This is a genomic window from Amycolatopsis sp. ATCC 39116, assembly GCF_000231075.2.
Taxonomy (GTDB): Bacteria; Actinomycetota; Actinomycetes; order Mycobacteriales; family Pseudonocardiaceae; genus Amycolatopsis_E; species Amycolatopsis_E tucumanensis.
Genome location: NZ_AFWY03000002.1, coordinates 152,401 through 171,299 on the forward strand (window position 1 = coordinate 152,401; position 18,899 = coordinate 171,299).

Here is an 18,899-nt window from a genome sequence, read left to right on the forward strand (position 1 = left end):
CACTGAAGGGCTCCTCCGGGGTTCGGAGGAGCCCTTCAGCTCCGTACCTTTGGGCCCGCGGGCCGGTGCCGGTCGGGGGAGGGGAGTGCAACGGCACCGGTCCGCGGAGTTCTCGGGGCCACGAGGGCGGGGCGGTCAAGGTGCGATCTGCAACTTCGCGTCCTCGACCATGATCGACAACATAGCGGTGACGGGGGTGTTCCGCTAGAGGTTGTTACCGAGTTTTTTCGATTAATCGCCGAGTGGTCAGCGGTTCGCGACCTGCGGTATCAGCGCGTGACGACCGGTTGTCTCACCCGGCGTCGTACCGCGGGTCTGTGCCGGGACCTTCGGCTTGCGGCGCGACGGGCGGCGCAGGTCCTGCTGGGGGGCGAGACCGCCGGCGACGAGGTGCTCGTGCGCGACCTGCCACACCGAGCACGGCGCCTTGCAGCGGTGCCACCGGGTGGAGCAGGTGGGGCAGTCGCCCCGCTCGTCGGGCTCGTGAGCGGTCAGCATCGCGCGCCAGCCCTCGGTCAGCCGCGGCAGTTCCGACCGGGCCACTGAGACGAGGGACTGCGCGTCCGCCCTGGTGGCGAGATCGGCGAGCATGTCGAGGCGCTCCCAAACCGCGTTGCGGAGGACCTGCCCAAGGATCTGATCCACGGAATTCTCACCGTCACCTTTCCGCCAGTTTGGCGGCTTCGTTCAGCGCCGCCTGGAGCTGGCCGAGCTGACCCGCGGTGAGGCGGGCCGTTTCCCCGGGCGGTCCGACGAGGACCACCTGGTCGTCCTGGACGAGCACGGTGACGCAGCGGTCGCGGTTGATCATGTCGCCGCACTGCACCCGCCACACCAGCTGACCACCCTCGTAGCGGCGCAGCTGCGCGGCACGCGGGTCCGGCGCCGGCATCGCCGACCGGCTCGCGACGGGCGCACCGGCCGGGGCGAAGGACCGCCGGTGGACCTGGGCGCGTGGTGCCGAGATCGAGTTCATGAACTCCACCGTGTCTCCGCTCTGCTTCGGGCTTGCTGTCCGTGTTCGTCGTAGCTCTGCGTGATCGCGGGGCGTATCCGCTCGGTCACGCCGAACCCGAGAACTAGATTGCGATGAACCGCAGCCGAAGAGAAGGCGAACCGCGGTCACAGCGGCGACCGGCGCGGGCGAGCCGGTGAACGGTCGCCGGAGTTCACCCCGACCGATCAGGGCTCCCGCAACGACGTTTCCCAGGGTTCAATGGGTGTGCCTACGCTGCGAATCGACGCCCGACAGGACGGTGAGGGGGCGCAATGGACGCCGGTGACAACACTGATGCCCGCCAGGGACACCCGATCAGCTCGGATGCCTGGGAGAAGCGGGAGATGAGGGAGGCCCTGGCCGCCCGCAACATCAGTGCCGTGTACCGGAACCTGTGCAAGGAGGGCATCTCCCAGCGCCAGATCGCCGCACTCACCGGCCAGTCCCAGTCGGAGGTCTCGGAGATCCTCAAGGGCCGCCAGGTGATGGCCTACGACGTGCTCGCCCGGATCGCCGACGGCTTGGGTGTCCCCCGTGGATACATGGGCCTCGCCTACGACGAGGCCACCGAGATTCAGGTCGTCGGCGCAGCCGACGAGCAGCAGGCTGAGGAGGACGAGTCCGTGAAGCGGCGGAACTTCCTCGCGCACGCCGCCCAGGTCACGATGGGGGCGGCCATCCTGGGATCGTCGCCGAGGGCATGGGCGGCGAGCCCCGCGAGGACGCCGGCACCCGGCCACATCGGGATGACCGACGTGCGCCAGGTCGAGGCTGCGACCAGAGCGCTGCGCGCGCTCGACTACCAGTACGGCGGCGGCTTCTGCCGCGACGCCGTGGTCGCTCAGCTGTCCTGGGGGCAGCAGATGCTCGACTCCTCCGCGGCCACCCCGGTCCGCTCGCGCCTGTTCGTGGCGCTGGCCGACCTGCACAGCCTGGCCGGTTGGACGTCGTTCGACAGTGGACTGATGGACTCCGCGCGGGGGCACTTCGCCAACGCGCTGGAGCTGGCCAAGCAGGGCAACAACGACCACCTGGTGGCCAACATCCTGTACCGGATGGGCCGGGTCTACCTGCACCAGGAAGCGCCCAACGACGCGCTCAAGCTGTTCCAGCTGGGGCAGATCGCGGCGCAGGAATCCGGCTCCGAGCTGGCGATCTCCGTGCTCGCGGCCAACCAGGCGTGGGCCTACGCGATGATGGGCAACGAGGACCAGTCGCTGAAGCTGCTCGGCCTGGCCAAGGACGAGTTCGCCCGCGCGAACGTGGCCGAGGCCGAGGACTGGGTGAAGTTCTTCAACGAGACCGACGTCTACGCCATGATCGGCACTGTCCACACGGTACTGGCGCGCGGCGTCGACACGAAGCACACGCAGTACGCGATCCCGGCGCTGACCAGGGCGATCGAGGCCTACGGCGAGGACATGCAGCGCAGCAAGGTGTTCAACCAGGCCGCGCTGGCCACCAACCACCTCATCGAGGGCGACATCGACCACGGCGCCCGCATCGGCCGCCTGGCGCTGGAGTCGGCGGACGGCCTCAAGTCGGCCCGCGTGAAGGACCGCATGATGCCGATGCAGGAGGAAGCGGCCAAGCGCCGCAACAACCCCGACGCCCGCGACCTGGACGAACGCATCAGTTCGTTCTTCGCCGCGTAGGAAGATGCGCACCGTCGCGGACGAGCTGGACGGCCGGTTCACCAAGGAGAAACTGGCCGCCGTGCTGGCCGAGGCGTGCGCCCTCCTGGGTCTGGACCACCGCGGCGCCCGGCTGCTGCGGTTCACGAACAACGCCGTCTACGAGCTGGCCGGCGCGCCGGTCGTGATGCGCATCGTCGGGTCGCGCGCGCTGCGGCACCGGGTCGCCAAGGTCGTCGAGGTCGCGCGGCACTTCGAGGCCAACGACGTGCCGGCGATCCGGCTGCTGCCCGGCGTCGGCCAGCCGATCCACGTCGGCGAGCACGTCGTCACCGCGTGGGTCCGGGTGCCGCCGGGCGAGCGCCGCGCGAACGCCGCCGACCTGGGCAGACTGCTGCGCCGGGTGCACGCCCTGCCCGCCCCGGACGGCGTCGGCGAGTGGGCGCCGCTGGCCGACGTGCGCGCCCGCGTGGCCGACGCCGAGGAGCTCGACCCGGACGACCGCCGGTTCCTGCTGCGCCGCAGCGCCGAGGTCGAAGCCGCGCTCGGCGAGCTGGAGTTCCCCCTGGACCGGAGCCTGATCCACGGCGACGCGCACCCGGGCAACGTGATCGTCGGCCCGGACGGGCCGGTGCTGTGCGACTTCGACTCCGCGTGCTTCGGCCCGCCGGAGTGGGACCTCACGCCGCTGGCCGTCGGCCGCGAGCGGTTCGGGGACCCGGCGGGCCGGTACCGCATGCTCGCCGACGTGTACGGCTTCGACGTCACCACGTGGGACGGGTTCGCCGTGCTGCGGGCCGCCCGCGAGCTCAAGCTCGTGACCAGCGTGCTGCCGATCCTGCGCAGCCACCCGCACGTGCGCGGTGAGCTGCGGCGACGGCTGGGCGACCTGCGCGCGGGCCGCGCCGGCACGGAGTGGGCCCGCTACCGCTAGTCCACATCGTGGGAAAAACGGGGACATTTACCGACCGCAGGAGACCGCTCGTCGTATGTCCGGATCCCTGTGCGCGCGGTGGGAAATTCGGTCCGGCTAGTCACCCTGGGTGGATTAATCCGTCCCCCACGCGTGCAACTTGCAGCTACTGACGGTTAGCTGACCGGGGCCCGGGTGAGCACCACCGCGAACCCGAACGCGAGCCCCATGACGGTCAGCTCCAGCGTCGCCCACGTCGCGAGCGCGGTCCGCTCGTGCCGGACGATCCGCGGCATCAGCTTCCACCGGACCATCGCCCCGAGCACCGCGATCCCGGCCGCGCACACCAGCTTGAGCACCACGAGCTGCCCGTACGGCGTGGTGAACAGCGCGGTGAACAGGCCGATCGTCGGGTTGAGCAGGATCTCCACGACCGCGTTGAACAGCCCGGTCGCCGACACCAGGACCAGGCACAGCGTGGCCAGCTTGGAAAACCGCGGCAGCGCGTGCGCGAGCAGCGTCCGGTTGGCGGCGAGCAGCACGACCATCGCGCCGAGGCCGCCGGTCCACGCGACCGCGCCCATGACGTGCAGCTCCATCGAGATCATCGTGTAGTCGTGGTAGTCCCAGTTCGCCGCGTGCCCGGTCACCGGCAGCGGCAGCAGGGCGAACAGGCCGAGCCCGACGCGCACCTCGGCGGGCACCTTCTCGCCGTGCCGCAGCGTCAGCACCCCGAGCCCGACCTGGACCAGCGCCAGCACGGCGACGACGAGCAGCGCCTTGCCCGCCCCAACCTGCACGACGTAGTCCCAGATGTCGGCGAAGCTCACCGTCGGCACCTGCGGCCGGTACTCGGCGGTCTGCAGCACGAGCGTGACCAGCGCGGTCGTCGTCCAGACCAGCGACGCGGCCAGCGCGATCGGACGGGCGCGGCGCATGATCGGCTCGGTGAGCTTCGGCCGGTCGTACCCGACCAGCACGGACAGCAGGGCGATCCCGATCGTCGTCACCGCGGCCAGGTCGAGCAGCACGCGGACGATCGGGATGGCGACCGAGACCACCTCGCTGACCTCCGCCACCCCGGGCACCGGCGCGGTCGCCGTCAGCGCGACGCCGATCAGCGCGCCGGCCAGCGCGGCGGTGACGATCGCGACGATCGCCTGGTAACGGACTTGCGAGGTGGCCCCGGCCGCCGTGGTCACGCCTTCTCCCTGCCCATCCGGAGAGCCAGCGTCAGCCCGATGGCCAGCAGGACCACCGCGCCGACGATCCACACCCACACCGGAACCCCGCCGCCGGACTGCTCGGCGGGTGCGGCCGTGTCGGCCCCGGTCGCGGCGCTGGCCGTGGCCGGGGTGCCGTTGCCGGCCGTGGTGAGGGTGAACGGCACCTCGCCGGTCACCGGGTGCCCGTCGGCGGACAGGATCCGGAACCCGACGGTGTACTGCCCGGCGGGGCCGAGCGGCCGCACGCCGACGGTGACGACGTTGCTGTTGATCTGCACGTCGCCCTCCGCCCACTGGGTGCCGCCGGGGCCGGTGACCGAGACCTGGTTGACGTTGCCGCCCTGCACGGGCGCGTCGAAGGTCAGCGTGATCTTCGACGGCCCGGTCGCGAGCGTGGCGTCCTTGGCCGGGTCGGACGAGACGAGCACGTTGTGCGCCAGCGCCGGGGTGGCGGTGACGACCAGCGCGACCAGTGCGGTGGCGACCGTGACGAGCAGGCGGCGCATTACTTCGACGCCTTCCGGGACCGCAGGACCGCGCCGGCGCCGACACCGAGGCCGAGCGCGCCGACGACCAGTCCGGCGCCGCCGAGCCAGCGGGCCGTGTCGTCGGTGGAGGCGGACTCCTCCGCGGCGGCCTGCGCGGCGGCGGTCTTAGCGTGGTGCGAGTCGCCCGAGGCCGAAGCCGCGGCCAGCGACACGGTGGGCGCCGGGTGCTCCGGCTCCTCCGCGCCGGCTGCCTGGACCTGGTCCCACGCCACGACCGCGCCGTTGTCGTAGGTCTGGATCGCGGGCAGCACCAGTTCGTCGACCGCGGGCAGCGAGCCCGCGGTGATGCCGAAGTCCTGGTACTGGGTCTCGCCGGGGCCGATCTTGGTGCCCGGCTGAGCGGTGAAGACGACCTTCGTGACCGCCTCGGTGACGTCGAGGCCCTTGCCGTTCTTGACCGGCGCCGGCAGCGGGGTCTTGGTGACCTCCGCGGTCCAGCCGGGGATCGGCTGGTACCGCACCGAGCTGATCGCGTACTCCGGCTTGAAGTCGATCTCCACCTTGACAGTGGCGGCGTTCTCCTCCTCGTTCGGCACGCGGAACGTGATCGCCCCGTACCCGCCCTGCTGCGGCTCCGAGCCGAGGACGTTCGCGGTGACGTGCGCGGACGCGACGCCCGCGCCCAGCAGGCCCGCGATCCCGACGGTGCCGGCCAGCACGAGCCCGCGCCGGATGACGGCGTTGTTCGTCATGATGCTCCTGAAAGAAGTGAGTGGGTCAGCGCGCTGCGCTGAGGTGAAGGGTGTGGTGCGCCGGGCGCGCGGGCGGGCCTCGCCTCGCGTGCATCCGGCTCAACAGCACCCGCACCTGCGGCACGCCCGGCGCCGGAGCGGGCGCGACGGGCGGCGGGACCGGCGGCGGGAGCGGTCCGAACAGGACCGGGAGCAGCAGCGACAACCGCGCGGCGGCGACGTCCAGCAGCGCTTCGGCGTGCGCCAGCAGCAGTCCGGTCACGACGGTCGCGCCCGCGTGGGCGGCGAACATCGCGCCGGGCATGTCGCCGGCGTGCGGCATCAGCTCGTCGAGCACGACGTGCATCAGCAGCTGGGCCGCGCCGAGGACGGCGAGCACGCCGACCGGGCCGCGGGTGCGGTCGGCCAGCGCGGTGCCGGTCCAGCCGACGAGCAGGACGAGCAGCAGCGTCAGCGCGGTGTCCGGCAGGCCGCCGTGGGCGAGCGCGTGCGCGCTGACGGCCAGGCCGCCGGAGGTGAGCGCGAGCAGGACGCCGCGCACGGTGCGTGACGCTCCGTGTCGCTGGGGTCGCTTGCTCACCGATCCAGGGTAGGAGACCGGGAATGATCATGCGACGGCGTCCCGGGTGGTGAACGCTGGGAGCGGTCCGGAAATCGGTGCTCAATGGACCGTCACCCGGTGTCGGTAGTTGAGACTTTCACGTTTTTCGGCAACGGTGGGTAGGCCGGACGAGTGAACGACGAACCGGGAGGAGGCGGCCACCGGGGATGAACCTGTTCGAATACGTGGCCGATCGGTGGAGCAGGCTCGGGCTGCAGGCCTGGCTCCACGTGAGCGCCGTGGTGCAGTGCACGATCATCGCCGCCGTCATCGGGGTGCTGATCGGCGTCGCGGTCTACCGCAGCCCCATCGGATCGGCCCTGGCCACCGCGCTGGCCAGCACGGTCCTCACCATCCCGTCGTTCGCGCTGATCGGGCTGCTGATCCCGGTCGTCGGGCTCGGCGTCGCGCCCAGCGTGATCCCGCTCGTGCTGTACGCGCTGCTGCCGATCGTGCGCAACACCATCGTCGGGCTGAGCGGGGTCGACCCCGCGGTCACCGACGCGGCCAAGGGCATCGGGATGAGCCGGTTCGGCGTGCTCACGCGCGTCGAGCTGCGCCTGGCCTGGCCCGCGATCCTGGCCGGCATGCGCGTGGCGACCCAGATGCTGATGGGCATCGCGGTGATCGCCGCCTACGCCAAGGGGCCGGGGCTGGGGTCCGAGGTGTTCGCCGGCCTGACCAACGCCGGCAGCACCAACTCCATGAGCCAGGCCCTCACCGGCACGATCGGCGTGGTGGTCCTCGCGCTGATCCTCGACGGCATCTACGTCCTGATCTCCCGCTTCACCGTTCCCAGGGGTGTCCGTGTCTGAAACCATCGAATCTCCCGCACAGGCCGAATCCGGCGCGGTGTCCGGCGTCGAGATCCAGCTGGAGCACGTCACCAAGCGCTACCCCGGCTCGCGCCAGCCCGCGGTCGACGACGTCACCATGACGATCCCGGCTGGGAAGATCGTGATCCTGGTCGGCCCGTCCGGCTGCGGCAAGACGACCACGATGCGGATGATCAACCGGCTGATCGAGCCGACGTCCGGCCGGATCACCATCGGCGGTGAGGACGCGCTGAGCCTCAACCCGGACCGCCTGCGCCGCAAGGTCGGCTACGCGATCCAGCAGGCCGGGCTGTTCCCGCACTTCACGGTGGCGGAGAACGTCGCGGTCGTGCCCGGGCTGCTCGGCTGGGACAAGAGGAAGATCGCCGACCGCGTGGACGAGATGCTCGACCTGGTCGGGCTCGACCCGGCCCAGTTCCACGACCGGTTCCCGCGCCAGCTCTCCGGCGGCCAGCAGCAGCGCGTCGGCGTGGCCCGCGCGCTCGCCGCCGACCCGCCGGTGCTGCTGATGGACGAGCCGTTCGGCGCGGTCGACCCCATCACCCGCGGCAACCTGCAGGACGAGCTGCTGCGGCTGCAGTCCGAACTGGGCAAGACGATCGTGTTCGTGACCCACGACTTCGACGAGGCCGTGAAGCTCGGCGACAAGATCGCGGTGCTCGGCAACCAGTCGAAGATCCTGCAGTACGACACCCCGGACGCGATCCTGGCCAACCCGGCCGACGACACGGTCGCCGGGTTCGTCGGCGCGGGCGCCTCGCTCAAGCAGCTCACCCTGCTGCGGGTGCGCGACGTCGAGCTGAAGCAGGACACGGTGACCGCGACGATCGGCGATTCGCCCGCCGAGCTGCGGCGGCAGATGACCGAGCAGCGCCGCACGTACGCGCTGGTGCTGGACCACCGCCGCCGCCCGGTCCGCTGGGTGCACGTCCGCGACCTGGGCAGCGCGACCTCGCTGGAGGGGGTCGGCAAGCCGATCGGCGACTACGTGAGCCTGCAGTCGACGCTGCAGGACGCGCTGGAGGCGATGCTCGTCGAGGGTGGCGGCGTGCCGGTCACCGGGGCGCGTGGCGAGTACGCCGGGATGATCGAGCTGGACACCGTGATGGGCACGATCCAGCGGCTGCGCGAGGAGCACTCGGACGACGGGGGACCGGCGTGACCACAGCCGTCGACAAGGGGTTCACCACCGAATCCGGCTCGCGCCGCGCGGAACGGGCGCGGCTGCTGGTGCAGCCCGCGGTGGTCGTGGTGGTCGTCGCCGCGGTCGTGGCCTGGGCGCTGCTGCGGGACAACGACGCCATCGAGGCGCAGAACCTGAACGCCGCCCGGCTGCTGGAGGCGACGTGGCAGCACCTGCTGATCACGGTCGCGGTCGCGGTCATCGTGGTCGGCGTCGCGGTGCCGCTCGGCGCGGTGCTCACCCGCTCCTGGGCGCGGCCGGTCGCGCCGGTGTTCCTGACGATCGCGAACATCGGGCAGGCCGCGCCCGCGCTCGGCGTGATCGTGTTGTTCTTCCTGTGGACGCAGTGGGACGGGTTCTGGGTCGCGGTGCTGCCGATCGCGTTCTACTCGCTGCTCCCGGTGCTGCGGAACACGATCGTCGGCATCAACTCGGTCGACCCGGCGCTGATCGACGCCGGCCGCGGCATCGGCATGTCCGGCCGCGCGGTGCTGTTCCGGATCGAGCTGCCGCTGGCGGTGCCGCTGATCCTGGCCGGGCTGCGGACGTCGCTGGTGCTCGCGGTCGGCACGGCGACGCTGGCGTTCTTCGTGAACGGCGGCGGGCTCGGCGAGCTGATCGACACCGGGTACAAGCTCAACCGCGTTCCCGTGCTGGTCACCGGCGCGATCCTGGCGGTCGGCCTCGCGCTGCTGATCGACTGGCTGGGCGCGGTCATGGAACGCGTCTTCGGACCGAGGGGGCTGGCGTGAAGCGGTTCAAGGCGATTCTCGGCGCGGCGCTGCTGACGACCTCGCTCACCGCGTGCGGCTTGGACGTCAACGCGGCGCTGCCGTACGACGTGAAGCCCGGGTCGATCCGGCCGGTGCCGAGCCTGGAGGGCGTGGACATCGCGGTGGGGTCGAAGGACTTCACCGAGAACATCATCCTGGGTTACATGGCCGAGCTGGCGTTGTCGGCGGCCGGTGCGGACATCACCGACCTGACGAACATCAGCGGGTCGAACTCCGCGCGGCAGGCGCTGATCAACGGGCAGATCGACATCTCGTGGGAGTACACCGGCACCGCGTGGATCTCCTACCAGGGCAACACCGAGCCGATCCCGGACGAGAAGGCCCAGTTCGACGCGGCGAAGGCGGCCGACGAGGCGCAGTTCGGCATCACCTGGCTGGACTACTCGCCGGTGAACGACACCTACGCGTTCGCCACCACGGAGGCCTACGCGCGGCAGCACAACCTGCGGTCCAATTCGGACATGACGGAGTTCCTGAAGCAGCACCCGGAACAGGCGATCTTCTGCGTGGAGACGGAGTTCGCGAGCCGCCAGGACGGGATGCCGGGCGTGCAGCGGACCTACGGCTTCCCGACCACGGAGGTGAAGACGTTCGGCACCGGCGCGATCTACTCCGCGGTGGCCAGCGGCACCTGCAACTTCGGCGAGATCTTCACGACCGACGGCCGCATCGCCGGCCTGAACCTCCGCGTCCTGGCCGACGACAAGCGGTTCTTCCCGCAGTACAACGCGGCGGTCACGATGAAGAAGGAGTTCCTGGACGCGCACCCGGCGGTGCGCGGGGTGCTGGAACCCGTCGCGAAGGCGCTGGACAACCAGCAGATGATCGAGTTGTGCAAGCAGGTCGACGTCGACGGCCGCGACGCCGGTGAGGTCGCCCGCGACTGGATGGTCGCGAAGGGCTTCATCCAGTAGCTAGACGCCGAGGCGCTTGAGCAGCTGGCCCTCGATCCGCTCCAGCTCGGCCGTCACCGCCTGGTGCGCGGCCTTGCGGCGCGTGCCGGGCATCCGCTCGGCGGCCCGTACCGCGGCGGTCAGCTGTTCGAGCGTCGCCTGCGAGTCCTTCGCGAAGCGGACGTCGTCGTCGCTCGCGCGTTCGGCCTTGCGCACCTCGGCCAGCGCCTCGGACGTGCCGGCGATGCGCGCCAGCAGGTGCGCGCCGCGGCCGGTGAACTCCGACAGCCGGTCGATCGGCACGCCGAGGCGCCGCGCCTGGTAGTGGTCGTAGGCGTCGCGGACCGCGCTTGCCGCCTTGACCGCGAGCGGTGCCAGCGCTGGTGCCACCGCGGGCACCACGATCTTCGCCACGGCGACCGCGTTCTTGGCCTTCTTCGGCGTGATGCCCGTCTCGGCCGGCGTCTTGGTCTTCTTGCGAGCCATGGGCTGAATGTAGCGGCACGCACAAGCCGGAGCATGTCCGACACGTAATGCGCCGGTCACACTCGGCGCGGAACTGTCGGTGGTCCTCTCTAAAGTAGGTGTCATGGAACCTGAGGTGCTGCTCGAGGCCGGCGCGGTGAGCCGCTGCCGTCGTCGCGTGCACCTCGAACACGACCCGGCGATGCGCGAGGTGCCGCTGGCCCCGCCGGACCCATCGGCCGAGCAGCGCATCGCCGACGCGGCCGCGCACCGCGCCGAGATCCGCGACCGGCTGATCGCGGCCAACCAGGGCGCGAGCTGGGTGGTCGTCGACCGTGAGCTGCCGCCGCCGGAGCGGGCCGCCGCGACCCAGCAGGCGATGGCGCAGGGCGCCGACTACATCTGGGGCGCGCTGCTGCCCGCCGACCGGGCCGGCCACCGCCGCGGCGGGTCCGAGCTGCTGGTCCGCGCCGAGGGCGGGTACCTGCCGGTGCTGGTGGTGCGCCACCGCATCACCGACCCGGGCGCGGGCGCGGTCACCACGCCGCCGCACGACCTCGACCCGCGGCACGCGATCCCCGACCCGGCGCGCCGGGTCCGCTCGCACCCGCGCGACCAGATGCGGCTGGCCCACCTGCGCCGCATGCTGGAGGCGCATGGCGTGGCGTCCGCCCGGCTGGTCGGCGGTGTCATCGGCCTGGACGCCGACGTGGTGCTGTGGCACGACCTGTCCGCCGCGACCTGGCCGAACGGCCGCACGGCGCTGACCGAGTACGACACGCGCTTCGCCGACCGGCTGGCGATCGCCGAGGCGGCCCGCAGCGGTGGCCCCGCGCTGGCGGAGCCGTCTCGCGTGCTGGAGTGCCGCACGTGCCCGTGGTGGCCGACGTGCGAGGCGGAGCTGACCGCGATGCGGGACGTGAGCCTGGTCGTGCGCGGTGAGGACGCGATGGAGCTGCGCCGCGCCGGGGTTTCCACAGTGGACAAGCTCGCCGCGCTGGACCCGGACGACGAGCCGCCGATCATCTGGACGTCCGGTCCGTTCGCCGACGCGGTCGCGCTGGCGAGGGCGTGGCTGGCGGACCTGACGATGGTGCGCCGCGTCCGCGAGGTCGAGGTGGCGCGGGCGGACGTCGAGGTCGACATCGACATGGAGTCCTTCGGCGAGTCCGGCGCCTACCTGTGGGGCTGCCTGCTCAGCGGCGCGGACATCGGGATCGAGCAGGGCTACCGCGCGTTCGTGACCTGGCAGCCGCTGCCGACCGGGGACGAGGCGCGGTCGTTCACGGAGTTCTGGACCTGGCTGCGGGAGGTCCGGGAACGGACCCTCGCCGCGGGCCTGACCTTCCGGGCCTACTGCTACAACGCGATGGCCGAGAACCGCTGGCTCTTCGGGTCGGTCGAGCGGTTCGGCGACCACCCCGGCATGCCTGCCAAGGCGGAGATCCAGTCCTTTGTGGACTCGGACGAGTGGGTGGACCTGTTCCGCAGCGTGTCCGACCAGTTCCTGTGCTCGCGCGGCAAGGGGCTGAAGGTGGTGGCCCCGGTGGCCGGCTTCACCTGGCGCGACCCGGAAGCAGGCGGCGAGGCGTCGATGCGCTGGTACCGCCAAGCGGTAGGCATGGACGGCGGCGAGCCGGACCTGACCCAGCGCGACCGACTGCTGCGCTACAACGAGGACGACGTACGAGCCACGCACGCCCTGCGCGAGTGGATGACCACGACAGCGAACGGCATCCCGTTCATGGGCGATTTGTAGGTCATTGGGCGGCCGGTAGGCGCCGCCTGGTGGCGCTTTCCCTGGTGGTGGCCCGCCTGCGGACGCTGGGGCGCCACTGACCGCGCACTGCCGGGAGGCCGTTGGCTCGGCATGGCGGCCCTGCCTGCCCCGGCTGCGCCCTCCCCACCGCGCGATCCCGGCCTCGGCTCGCGGGCCAGGTCTGGGCTGTGCTGCCCGGGTCTCGGCTCGCGGGTCTGTTTGCCTGGGCTGCGCCGTCCCCGCCGTGCGATCCGGGTTTCGGCTCGTGGGCCCGGTCTGGGCTGTGCTGCCCGGGTCTCGGCTCGCGGGTCTGTTTGCCGGGCTGCGCCGTCCCGGTCTCCGTTCGCGGGCCTGTGGGGCCGCGCCATCCGGGCCTCCGCTTGGGGGCTTGCCTGCCGGGCCGCGCCATCCTGGCCTTCGCCCACGGGCCTGCCCCGCGGCCGTCGGCTGGGCTTGCGGCGTCCTACCTACCCGCGCTTCGCCATCCCCACCGCGCGATTCCGGCCTCGGCTCGCGGGCCCTGTCCGGCTGTGCCGCCCGGGTCTCGGCTCACGGGCCTGCCTGGCCGCGCCATCCTGGCCTTCGCCTACCGGCCTGCCCCGGGCGGCGGCCTGCCTACCCACGCTGCCCATCCCCACCGCGCGCCCGTCAGCCCGAAGCCTCGGCCACGCGGAGGTAGGCGCTCAGCTGCGTGGCGGCCTCCAACATCGCCACTCCCTGCGCGGTCAGCTTCCCCTGCCACGCCGTCAAAGCGCCGGCCAGCGCCTCCGTGCCACCCGCGGCCCGGATCTGCCGCACCACCTCCGCGATGTGCTCCAGCAGGTAGCCGCCGCGGCGGAGCAGGTGCGCGAGTTCCGCGTCGCGGACGTCGGTGGGCTGGTAGAGGCGGTAGCCGGTCGCCGGGTCGCGGGTGGGCACGACGATGCCCGCCTCCTCCCACTTGCGCAGCGTCGCGGGCGTGACGCGCAGCCTCCGCGCGAGTTCGCCGATCGTCCGCGCCGGCCCTTCCGGCACGGGCGGGGCTTCGGTCAGGTGGCCGACAGCCTTGCGCACCGAGTCCAGCGTCTCGCGGTCGCGCAGCAACTGGGCGTGCCCGCGGTCCACGAGCGTCAGCGCGTGGTCGAGCCTGCCCTCGTTGAGCGCATTCATGATCTGCCCGGCGATCGCGTGCCCGTAAGCCCGGACGAGAGCGAGGAACGCCCGCAGCGCCGCGGCGTGCACCTCCGTGTAGACCCGGTACCCGCTGGGCGTGCGGTCGGCGCGCGGGAGGAAGCCGTCGCGCTCGTAGTTGCGCACCGCCTGCGTCGAGATGCCGTGCTCGCGCGCGAGATCCGCCGGTTTCAAGGTGACCACCGGTTGGAGACTTTAGCGCACTCTACCCAGGCCAAATGAACAAAAGTCTCAACGGTTCTTTCAACGATACGATTGAGGCTCATGGACATTCGAGAACTGCTCGCCCCGGACGTCGATTTCCTGGCCTTCGGCGAGCCCGCCCATCTGGAATCGGCCTTCGCCCTGATCCGCAACGAACTGTTCGCCGAGCTCGCCGGTGCGGTCACCGCGATCGCGCTGGAGACCGACCGCGTCGCCGCGCTCGCGGTGAACGACTACGTCCAGCACGGCGCCGGCAACCTGGACACGGTGATGCGCGAGGGCTTCTCGCACCGCTTCGGCGAGCTCGACAACAACCGGCGGCTGATCACCTGGATGCGTGAGTACAACGAGACCGCCGAGCGGCCGCTCGCCTTCCACGGCTTCGACGTCTCCACCGAGATGATGAACGCGCCCAGCCCGCGCACCTACCTGGAGCACGCGCGGGACTACCTTGGCCTCGACCACGACATCGCGGCCCTCACCGGCGACGACGAGCGGTGGAACCGCACGGAAGCGGTGCTGAAGGCGGCCGAATCACCCGGCGCCACGCCCGAGGCGGACCGGCTCCGCGTGATCGCCGACGACATGCTGGTCACCCTTTACGCCAGCGCGCCGATGCTGATCGCGGCGACCTCTCGCGCGCAGTGGGACCGGGCGCGGATCCACCTCACCGCGGGCCTCGGCCTGCTGCGGTACCACCGCCAGGCCGCGGAACCGGTCGACGACAGCGCCCGCTGGACCCGGATGAGCGCGTTCCGCGACGCGATGATGGCCCAGAACCTGCTCGACATCCGGGACGCCGAGCGCGGCCCGGTCCTGGTGTTCGGCCAGAACCGGCACCTGCAGCGCAACGAGAGCCACATGCGGCTGGGCCCGATGGACATGAACTGGTCCAGCGCGGGCGCCATCGTCTCGTCGCTGGTGGGCGAGCGGTACCGGCTGATCGTCGGCAGCCTGGGCAGCAGCAAGGCGATCGACCTCGGCGAGCCCGCGCCGGAGACGTTCGAGGGCCGGTTGCAGAGCCGCGTCGACGAGTGGGGCCTGGTGCCGGCGCGCGAACTCGCTGCCGCGGAGACGCGCACCGACACCAACCCCATGCAGGGCTACTTCCCGCTGGACCAGGCCACGGTCGACGGCGCCGACGCGATCCTGCACGTCAGCGCCGGGACCGACACCCAGGCCCTGGTGCTGCGTGCCTAGCGCGGCGCCATCCGCAGCGAGCCGTCCATGCGGATGACCTCGCCGTTGAGGTAGTCGTGCTCCACGATGTTCACCGCGAGCTGGGCGTACTCGTCGGGCCGGCCGAGGCGCTTCGGGAACGGCACTCCCGCCGCCAGGCCGGCCCGGAACTCGTCGGAGACCGTGGCCAGCATCGGGGTGTCGATGATGCCCGGCGCGATCGTCATGACCCGGATGCCGTGCGAAGCCAGGTCGCGCGCCGCGGGCAGCGTCATCCCGGCCACACCGCCCTTCGACGCCGAGTAGGCGACCTGCCCGATCTGCCCGTCGAAGGCGGCGACCGACGCGGTGTTGATGACGACGCCGCGGGCGCCGTCCTCGACGGGCTCGGTCTTGGCGATCGCCTCGGCGGCCAGGGTCGTCACGTTGAAGGTGCCGATCAGGTTGACCTCGACGACCTTGCGGAACAGGTTCAGGTCGTGCCTGCCCTTCTTGGACAGGATCCGCGCGGACGGCCCGATGCCGGCGCAGTTCACCACGACCCGCAGCGGCACCGACCCGCCCGCGGCCTGCTCCACCGCGGCCGCGACCTGGTCACCGTCGGTGACATCGGCCTCGACGTAGGTGATGCCCTCGACCTTCTCCGCCTTCTCGATCCCGGCGGCGAGGTCCAGCGCGAACACGTGCGCGCCCCGCTCGGCGAGCGCCTTCGCCGTCGCGCCACCGAGTCCCGACGCACCACCTGTGACGATCGCGGCGGTGTCCTTGATCTGCATGAACGGTTCCTTCCGTGGCCGGCCACTCTGCTCTGCACACGAGGTTAACGCTCGTTTTCCCCGGCCTGGCGTGGCCCTCCTCACCCGTCGCGCGACGTACCCGGGGCGGACGACTTCCGTTAGGACTGCGGTCAACTGCGGCTGTCACCGTCGGCAGCATGAGCGGAGCTCGCATCGTCGTGATCGGCACCGGATACGTCGGACTGACCACCGGGGCCTGCCTCGCCGCCCTCGGACACCAGGTGACCTGCGTGGACGTGGACGACGTCAAGGTGGCCCGGCTCGCCGCGGGACGAGTGGACATCCTGGAGCCCGGCCTGGAGGAACTGGTCACGCGCGGGCTCGCCGCGAGAAGGCTGCGGTTCGTGGTCGGGTCGCGCGCCGCGGTCGCCGGAGCGGACGCGGTCTACCTGTGCGTGCCGACCCCGATGGGCGCGGGCGGCGCCGCCGACCTCCGCGCCGTCGAAGCGGTGATCGCCGAGATCGCCGACGTCCTGCCGGCCGGGTGCGCGGTGGTCACCAAGTCGACCGTCCCGGTCGGCACCGCCCAGCGCATCCGCGCCCTGCTCGGCCGCGACGACCTGCCGGTGGTGGCGAACCCCGAGTTCCTGCGCGAGGGCACCGCGGTCGCCGACTTCATGCACCCGGACCGGATCGTCGTCGGCTCCGACGACGAGGCCGCCGCGCGCCGCATCGCCGACCTATACCGCGACCTGTCCGCGCCGAACGTCATCACCGACGCCGCCAGCGCGGAGCTGGTCAAGTACGCGGCCAACTGCTTCCTCGCGATGAAGCTGTCCTACGTCAACGCGATCGCCGAACTGTGCGAGCGGCTCGGCGCGGACATCGTGTCGGTGACCGAGGGGATGGGCCACGACCGCCGCATCGGCCGGTCGTTCCTCAAGCCCGGCCCCGGCTGGGGCGGCTCCTGCCTGCCCAAGGACACGCACGCGCTGGTGCAGGTCGCCGAGTCCGTCGGGTTCGACTTCTCGCTGCTCACCGCGGCGATCGTGGAGAACATCGCGCAGCGGGACCGGATCGTCGCGAAGATCGCCGGCGCCGTGGGCGGCAGCCTGGCCGCCGCCCGGATCGGCGTGCTGGGCCTGGCGTTCAAGGCGGGCACCAACGACCTGCGCGACTCGCCCGCCCTGTCGGTCACCTCGATGCTCGCCGCGCACGGCGCCGAGGTGACGGCCCACGACCCGGCGGTGCGCGAGGCGCTGCCCGGTATGACCGTGGTCGACGACCCGTACCAGGTGGCCAAGGACGCGGACGCGATCGTCGTGCTCACCGAGTGGGCCGAGTTCACCAAGCTGGACTGGGGCTACGTGGCGGACCTGATGCAGGGCGACGGGGTGGTGGACACGCGGAACCTGCTGGAGCCGCGGACCATCACGGACGCCGGACTGTCCTATGTGGGCCTCGGCCGCCCCCGCCCGGCCCGCGTCGCCCTGCCGAGTCCGTCGGGTGTTGCCGGCTGAGCAGCTTGCGCCGCCGCGGGTTCTCAGACGTCCCCTCGCGAGGACAGCGCCGACGTGGTGAACTGGCGTTCATGAGGAGGCGATCCCACAGCGAGGGGGCGTCTGAGGTTCCGCCACCCGCACCGCTACGAAAGGCGGCCCATCGTCAGTCCGATCATGGCTGCCAGAGCCAGAACTCGATGCCCTGGTTGTCGATGCAATCGGCCGTGAGCCCATACGGCTTGCGGTCCACTTCGGTCACCTGACCGCCCGCCGCACGCACGCGCTCCACCGCGGCGTGCACGTCGTCGACCGCGTACATCAGCTTCCAGCCGACCTGCCGCGGCCCGCCCCACAGGCCGCCTTCCAGACCCGGCCCCTCGAAACCCCAGGCGTGTTCGACGGATCCGCGGGAGAACTGCCACCCGAGAACGCTGCCGTAGAACGCCTTCGCGGCCTCGTCGTCGGGGACCTGGAAGGTGAAGTACATGGCCTGGCCGTGCCGCGCGGTGTCCTGGCCGCTCGCGCGGACCGGCGCCTGGGACAGCAGCCACCGCTGGCCGAACGGGTCGCGGATCGAGCCGGACCGGCCGTGCCCGCGGTCGGACACCGGGTCGAGCACCTGCGCGCCCAGCTCGACGGCGCGCGCCACCGCGGCGTCCACATCGGACAGCTCGATCCGGATGCTCGCCCCGCCCGCGGCCGTGACGTGCCCGATCTCCGGGAACTCCTCGGCCAGCATCAGGACGCTGTCGCCGATCGCCAGTTCGGCGTGCCCGATGCGGCCGTCCGGCATCACGATGGGGTCGCCGCGGCGTTGCGCGCCGAACGCTTCGACGTAGAAGTCCAGCGCCCGCCGCGCGTCGGACACGGCGAGGTACGGGGTCAGCGAGTGCAGTTCCGCCCGTGCGGGTGCTTCCGTGCTGGTCATCTCTCCTCCGTTCAACACAGCGCGACGCAGGCGCTCGCGCAGTTCGTCGGCGAACCGCGGATCGGGGGCGACCGGCTGGACCGGGGCGCGGAGTGCGTCGAATGGGTCAGTCATCACGCACCTCCTTCTCCCGGTAGGTGGCCCGGAACGCGGATCGCGCCCGGACCAGCAGTGCTTCGGTGGCGTGCACGGTCCGGCCCAGCAGGCGGGCGACCTCCGGCACCGGCAGACCGTCCAGGTACCGCAGCGTCAGCGCGGCGCGGTGGTGCGCGCCCAGCGACTCCAGCACCTCGCGGGCCAGCAGGGCGTCCAGTTCGGCGTCCCACGGGTCCACCGAATCGGCCTCGGACTCGTGCACCACGCGCAGCCCGCGTTCCTCGCGCTCCCGCCGCCGCCAGTGGTCGATCAGCTTGTGCCGGGCCACCCCGATGAGCCACGGCGTGCTCACCGGCGGCGCTCCCGGGTTCCGGCACGCGCTGACGGCGCCGAGGAACGTCTCCGAGGTCAGCTCCTCGGCCACGCCCCGGTCACCGCAGCGCGCGAGCAGGTAGCCGTACACCTCCGGCAGCGCCGTCTCGTAGAGGTCGAGCAGCGCGAAGGCCGGGTCCGGTCGTACCCGCGGTTCGCTCACACCCCCA

General features: G+C 71.7%; 20 protein-coding genes. 9 read left to right on the top strand and 11 right to left on the bottom strand.

Annotated elements, in window-relative coordinates:
- Positions 1-246 precede the first annotated feature (246 nt).
- Together AMY39116_RS0303405 and AMY39116_RS0303410 are read right to left on the bottom strand one after the other, a co-directional pair.
- Positions 247-645 carry a hypothetical protein gene (locus tag AMY39116_RS0303405; RefSeq protein WP_020416307.1) on the bottom strand — a complete coding sequence of 133 codons (399 nt, stop codon included), beginning with the start codon at positions 643-645 and terminating at the stop codon, positions 247-249.
- Positions 646-658: 13 nt separating this feature from the next.
- Positions 659-985, bottom strand: coding sequence for a hypothetical protein (locus AMY39116_RS0303410; RefSeq protein WP_020416308.1), 327 nt, complete (start codon positions 983-985; stop codon positions 659-661).
- Positions 986-1,269: 284 nt separating this feature from the next.
- Between AMY39116_RS0303410 and AMY39116_RS0303415 the strand changes: the two genes are divergently transcribed.
- Positions 1,270-2,652 carry a helix-turn-helix transcriptional regulator gene (locus tag AMY39116_RS0303415; protein WP_020416309.1) on the top strand — a complete coding sequence of 461 codons (1,383 nt, stop codon included), beginning with the start codon at positions 1,270-1,272 and terminating at the stop codon, positions 2,650-2,652.
- 4 nt (positions 2,653-2,656) lie between these two features.
- Positions 2,657-3,565, top strand: coding sequence for a phosphotransferase family protein (locus AMY39116_RS0303420; protein ID WP_020416310.1), 909 nt, complete (start codon positions 2,657-2,659; stop codon positions 3,563-3,565).
- 155 nt (positions 3,566-3,720) lie between these two features.
- Here AMY39116_RS0303420 and AMY39116_RS0303425 read toward each other — a convergent pair whose 3' ends face one another.
- The 4 genes from AMY39116_RS0303425 to AMY39116_RS0303440 are packed head-to-tail and all read right to left on the bottom strand — an operon-like array spanning position 3,721 to position 6,590.
- Positions 3,721-4,746 (bottom strand): copper resistance D family protein, encoded by a 1,026-nt coding sequence (locus tag AMY39116_RS0303425; protein ID WP_020416311.1) that lies wholly within the window; start codon positions 4,744-4,746, stop codon positions 3,721-3,723.
- Positions 4,743-5,276 carry a copper resistance CopC family protein gene (locus AMY39116_RS0303430; RefSeq protein WP_020416312.1) on the bottom strand — a complete coding sequence of 178 codons (534 nt, stop codon included), beginning with the start codon at positions 5,274-5,276 and terminating at the stop codon, positions 4,743-4,745. The genes AMY39116_RS0303425 and AMY39116_RS0303430 overlap by 4 nt, the downstream gene beginning before the upstream one ends.
- Complete coding sequence (locus tag AMY39116_RS0303435; protein WP_020416313.1) at positions 5,276-6,010, bottom strand: YcnI family protein; 735 nt, start codon at positions 6,008-6,010, stop codon at positions 5,276-5,278. Before AMY39116_RS0303435 ends, AMY39116_RS0303430 begins: the two co-directional genes overlap by 1 nt.
- 25 nt (positions 6,011-6,035) lie before the next feature.
- Positions 6,036-6,590 (bottom strand): hypothetical protein, encoded by a 555-nt coding sequence (locus AMY39116_RS0303440; protein WP_369794288.1) that lies wholly within the window; start codon positions 6,588-6,590, stop codon positions 6,036-6,038.
- A gap of 188 nt (positions 6,591-6,778) precedes the next feature.
- On the opposite strand from AMY39116_RS0303440, the gene AMY39116_RS0303445 reads away from it, so the two are divergent.
- From AMY39116_RS0303445 to AMY39116_RS0303460, 4 genes are read left to right on the top strand one after another with little or no spacing between them, the layout of a single operon-like run.
- Positions 6,779-7,426 carry an ABC transporter permease gene (locus AMY39116_RS0303445; RefSeq protein WP_020416315.1) on the top strand — a complete coding sequence of 216 codons (648 nt, stop codon included), beginning with the start codon at positions 6,779-6,781 and terminating at the stop codon, positions 7,424-7,426.
- 37 nt (positions 7,427-7,463) lie between these two features.
- Positions 7,464-8,609: an ATP-binding cassette domain-containing protein gene (locus AMY39116_RS0303450; protein ID WP_020416316.1), complete on the top strand. Its 1,146-nt coding sequence runs from the start codon at positions 7,464-7,466 to the stop codon at positions 8,607-8,609.
- The gene (locus AMY39116_RS0303455; RefSeq protein ID WP_020416317.1) at positions 8,606-9,382 is read left to right on the top strand and encodes an ABC transporter permease; all 777 of its coding nucleotides are present in this window, start codon (positions 8,606-8,608) and stop codon (positions 9,380-9,382) included. Before AMY39116_RS0303450 ends, AMY39116_RS0303455 begins: the two co-directional genes overlap by 4 nt.
- Positions 9,379-10,338 (top strand): glycine betaine ABC transporter substrate-binding protein, encoded by a 960-nt coding sequence (locus AMY39116_RS0303460; RefSeq protein WP_020416318.1) that lies wholly within the window; start codon positions 9,379-9,381, stop codon positions 10,336-10,338. Before AMY39116_RS0303455 ends, AMY39116_RS0303460 begins: the two co-directional genes overlap by 4 nt.
- Here AMY39116_RS0303460 and AMY39116_RS0303465 read toward each other — a convergent pair whose 3' ends face one another.
- The gene (locus AMY39116_RS0303465) at positions 10,339-10,803 is read right to left on the bottom strand and encodes a DUF6474 family protein (RefSeq protein ID WP_020416319.1); all 465 of its coding nucleotides are present in this window, start codon (positions 10,801-10,803) and stop codon (positions 10,339-10,341) included. It lies immediately after the preceding gene.
- A gap of 103 nt (positions 10,804-10,906) precedes the next feature.
- On the opposite strand from AMY39116_RS0303465, the gene AMY39116_RS0303470 reads away from it, so the two are divergent.
- The gene (locus AMY39116_RS0303470) at positions 10,907-12,541 is read left to right on the top strand and encodes a TM0106 family RecB-like putative nuclease (RefSeq protein WP_020416320.1); all 1,635 of its coding nucleotides are present in this window, start codon (positions 10,907-10,909) and stop codon (positions 12,539-12,541) included.
- A 648-nt stretch (positions 12,542-13,189) separates the two neighbouring features.
- On the opposite strand, the gene AMY39116_RS0303475 is transcribed toward AMY39116_RS0303470, so the two are convergent.
- Positions 13,190-13,894, bottom strand: coding sequence for a TioE family transcriptional regulator (locus AMY39116_RS0303475; RefSeq protein WP_020416321.1), 705 nt, complete (start codon positions 13,892-13,894; stop codon positions 13,190-13,192).
- A gap of 81 nt (positions 13,895-13,975) precedes the next feature.
- Here AMY39116_RS0303475 and AMY39116_RS0303480 point away from each other — a divergent pair, with 81 nt between their 5' ends.
- The gene (locus tag AMY39116_RS0303480) at positions 13,976-15,115 is read left to right on the top strand and encodes an erythromycin esterase family protein (RefSeq protein WP_020416322.1); all 1,140 of its coding nucleotides are present in this window, start codon (positions 13,976-13,978) and stop codon (positions 15,113-15,115) included.
- Here AMY39116_RS0303480 and AMY39116_RS0303485 read toward each other — a convergent pair.
- Positions 15,112-15,870, bottom strand: a complete 759-nt coding sequence (locus AMY39116_RS0303485) for an SDR family NAD(P)-dependent oxidoreductase (protein ID WP_020416323.1) — start codon at positions 15,868-15,870, stop codon at positions 15,112-15,114. The two genes, AMY39116_RS0303480 and AMY39116_RS0303485, sit on opposite strands and share 4 nt — an antisense overlap.
- A gap of 158 nt (positions 15,871-16,028) precedes the next feature.
- Here AMY39116_RS0303485 and AMY39116_RS0303490 point away from each other — a divergent pair, with 158 nt between their 5' ends.
- The gene (locus AMY39116_RS0303490) at positions 16,029-17,351 is read left to right on the top strand and encodes a UDP-glucose/GDP-mannose dehydrogenase family protein (RefSeq protein WP_084506006.1); all 1,323 of its coding nucleotides are present in this window, start codon (positions 16,029-16,031) and stop codon (positions 17,349-17,351) included.
- Positions 17,352-17,505: 154 nt separating this feature from the next.
- On the opposite strand, the gene AMY39116_RS0303495 is transcribed toward AMY39116_RS0303490, so the two are convergent.
- Positions 17,506-18,375 (bottom strand): VOC family protein, encoded by an 870-nt coding sequence (locus AMY39116_RS0303495; RefSeq protein WP_020416325.1) that lies wholly within the window; start codon positions 18,373-18,375, stop codon positions 17,506-17,508.
- On the bottom strand, positions 18,368-18,892 hold the full coding sequence (locus tag AMY39116_RS0303500) for an RNA polymerase sigma factor (protein WP_020416326.1): 525 nt from the start codon (positions 18,890-18,892) through the stop codon (positions 18,368-18,370). Before AMY39116_RS0303500 ends, AMY39116_RS0303495 begins: the two co-directional genes overlap by 8 nt.
- Between the last annotated feature and the right edge of the window lie 7 nt (positions 18,893-18,899).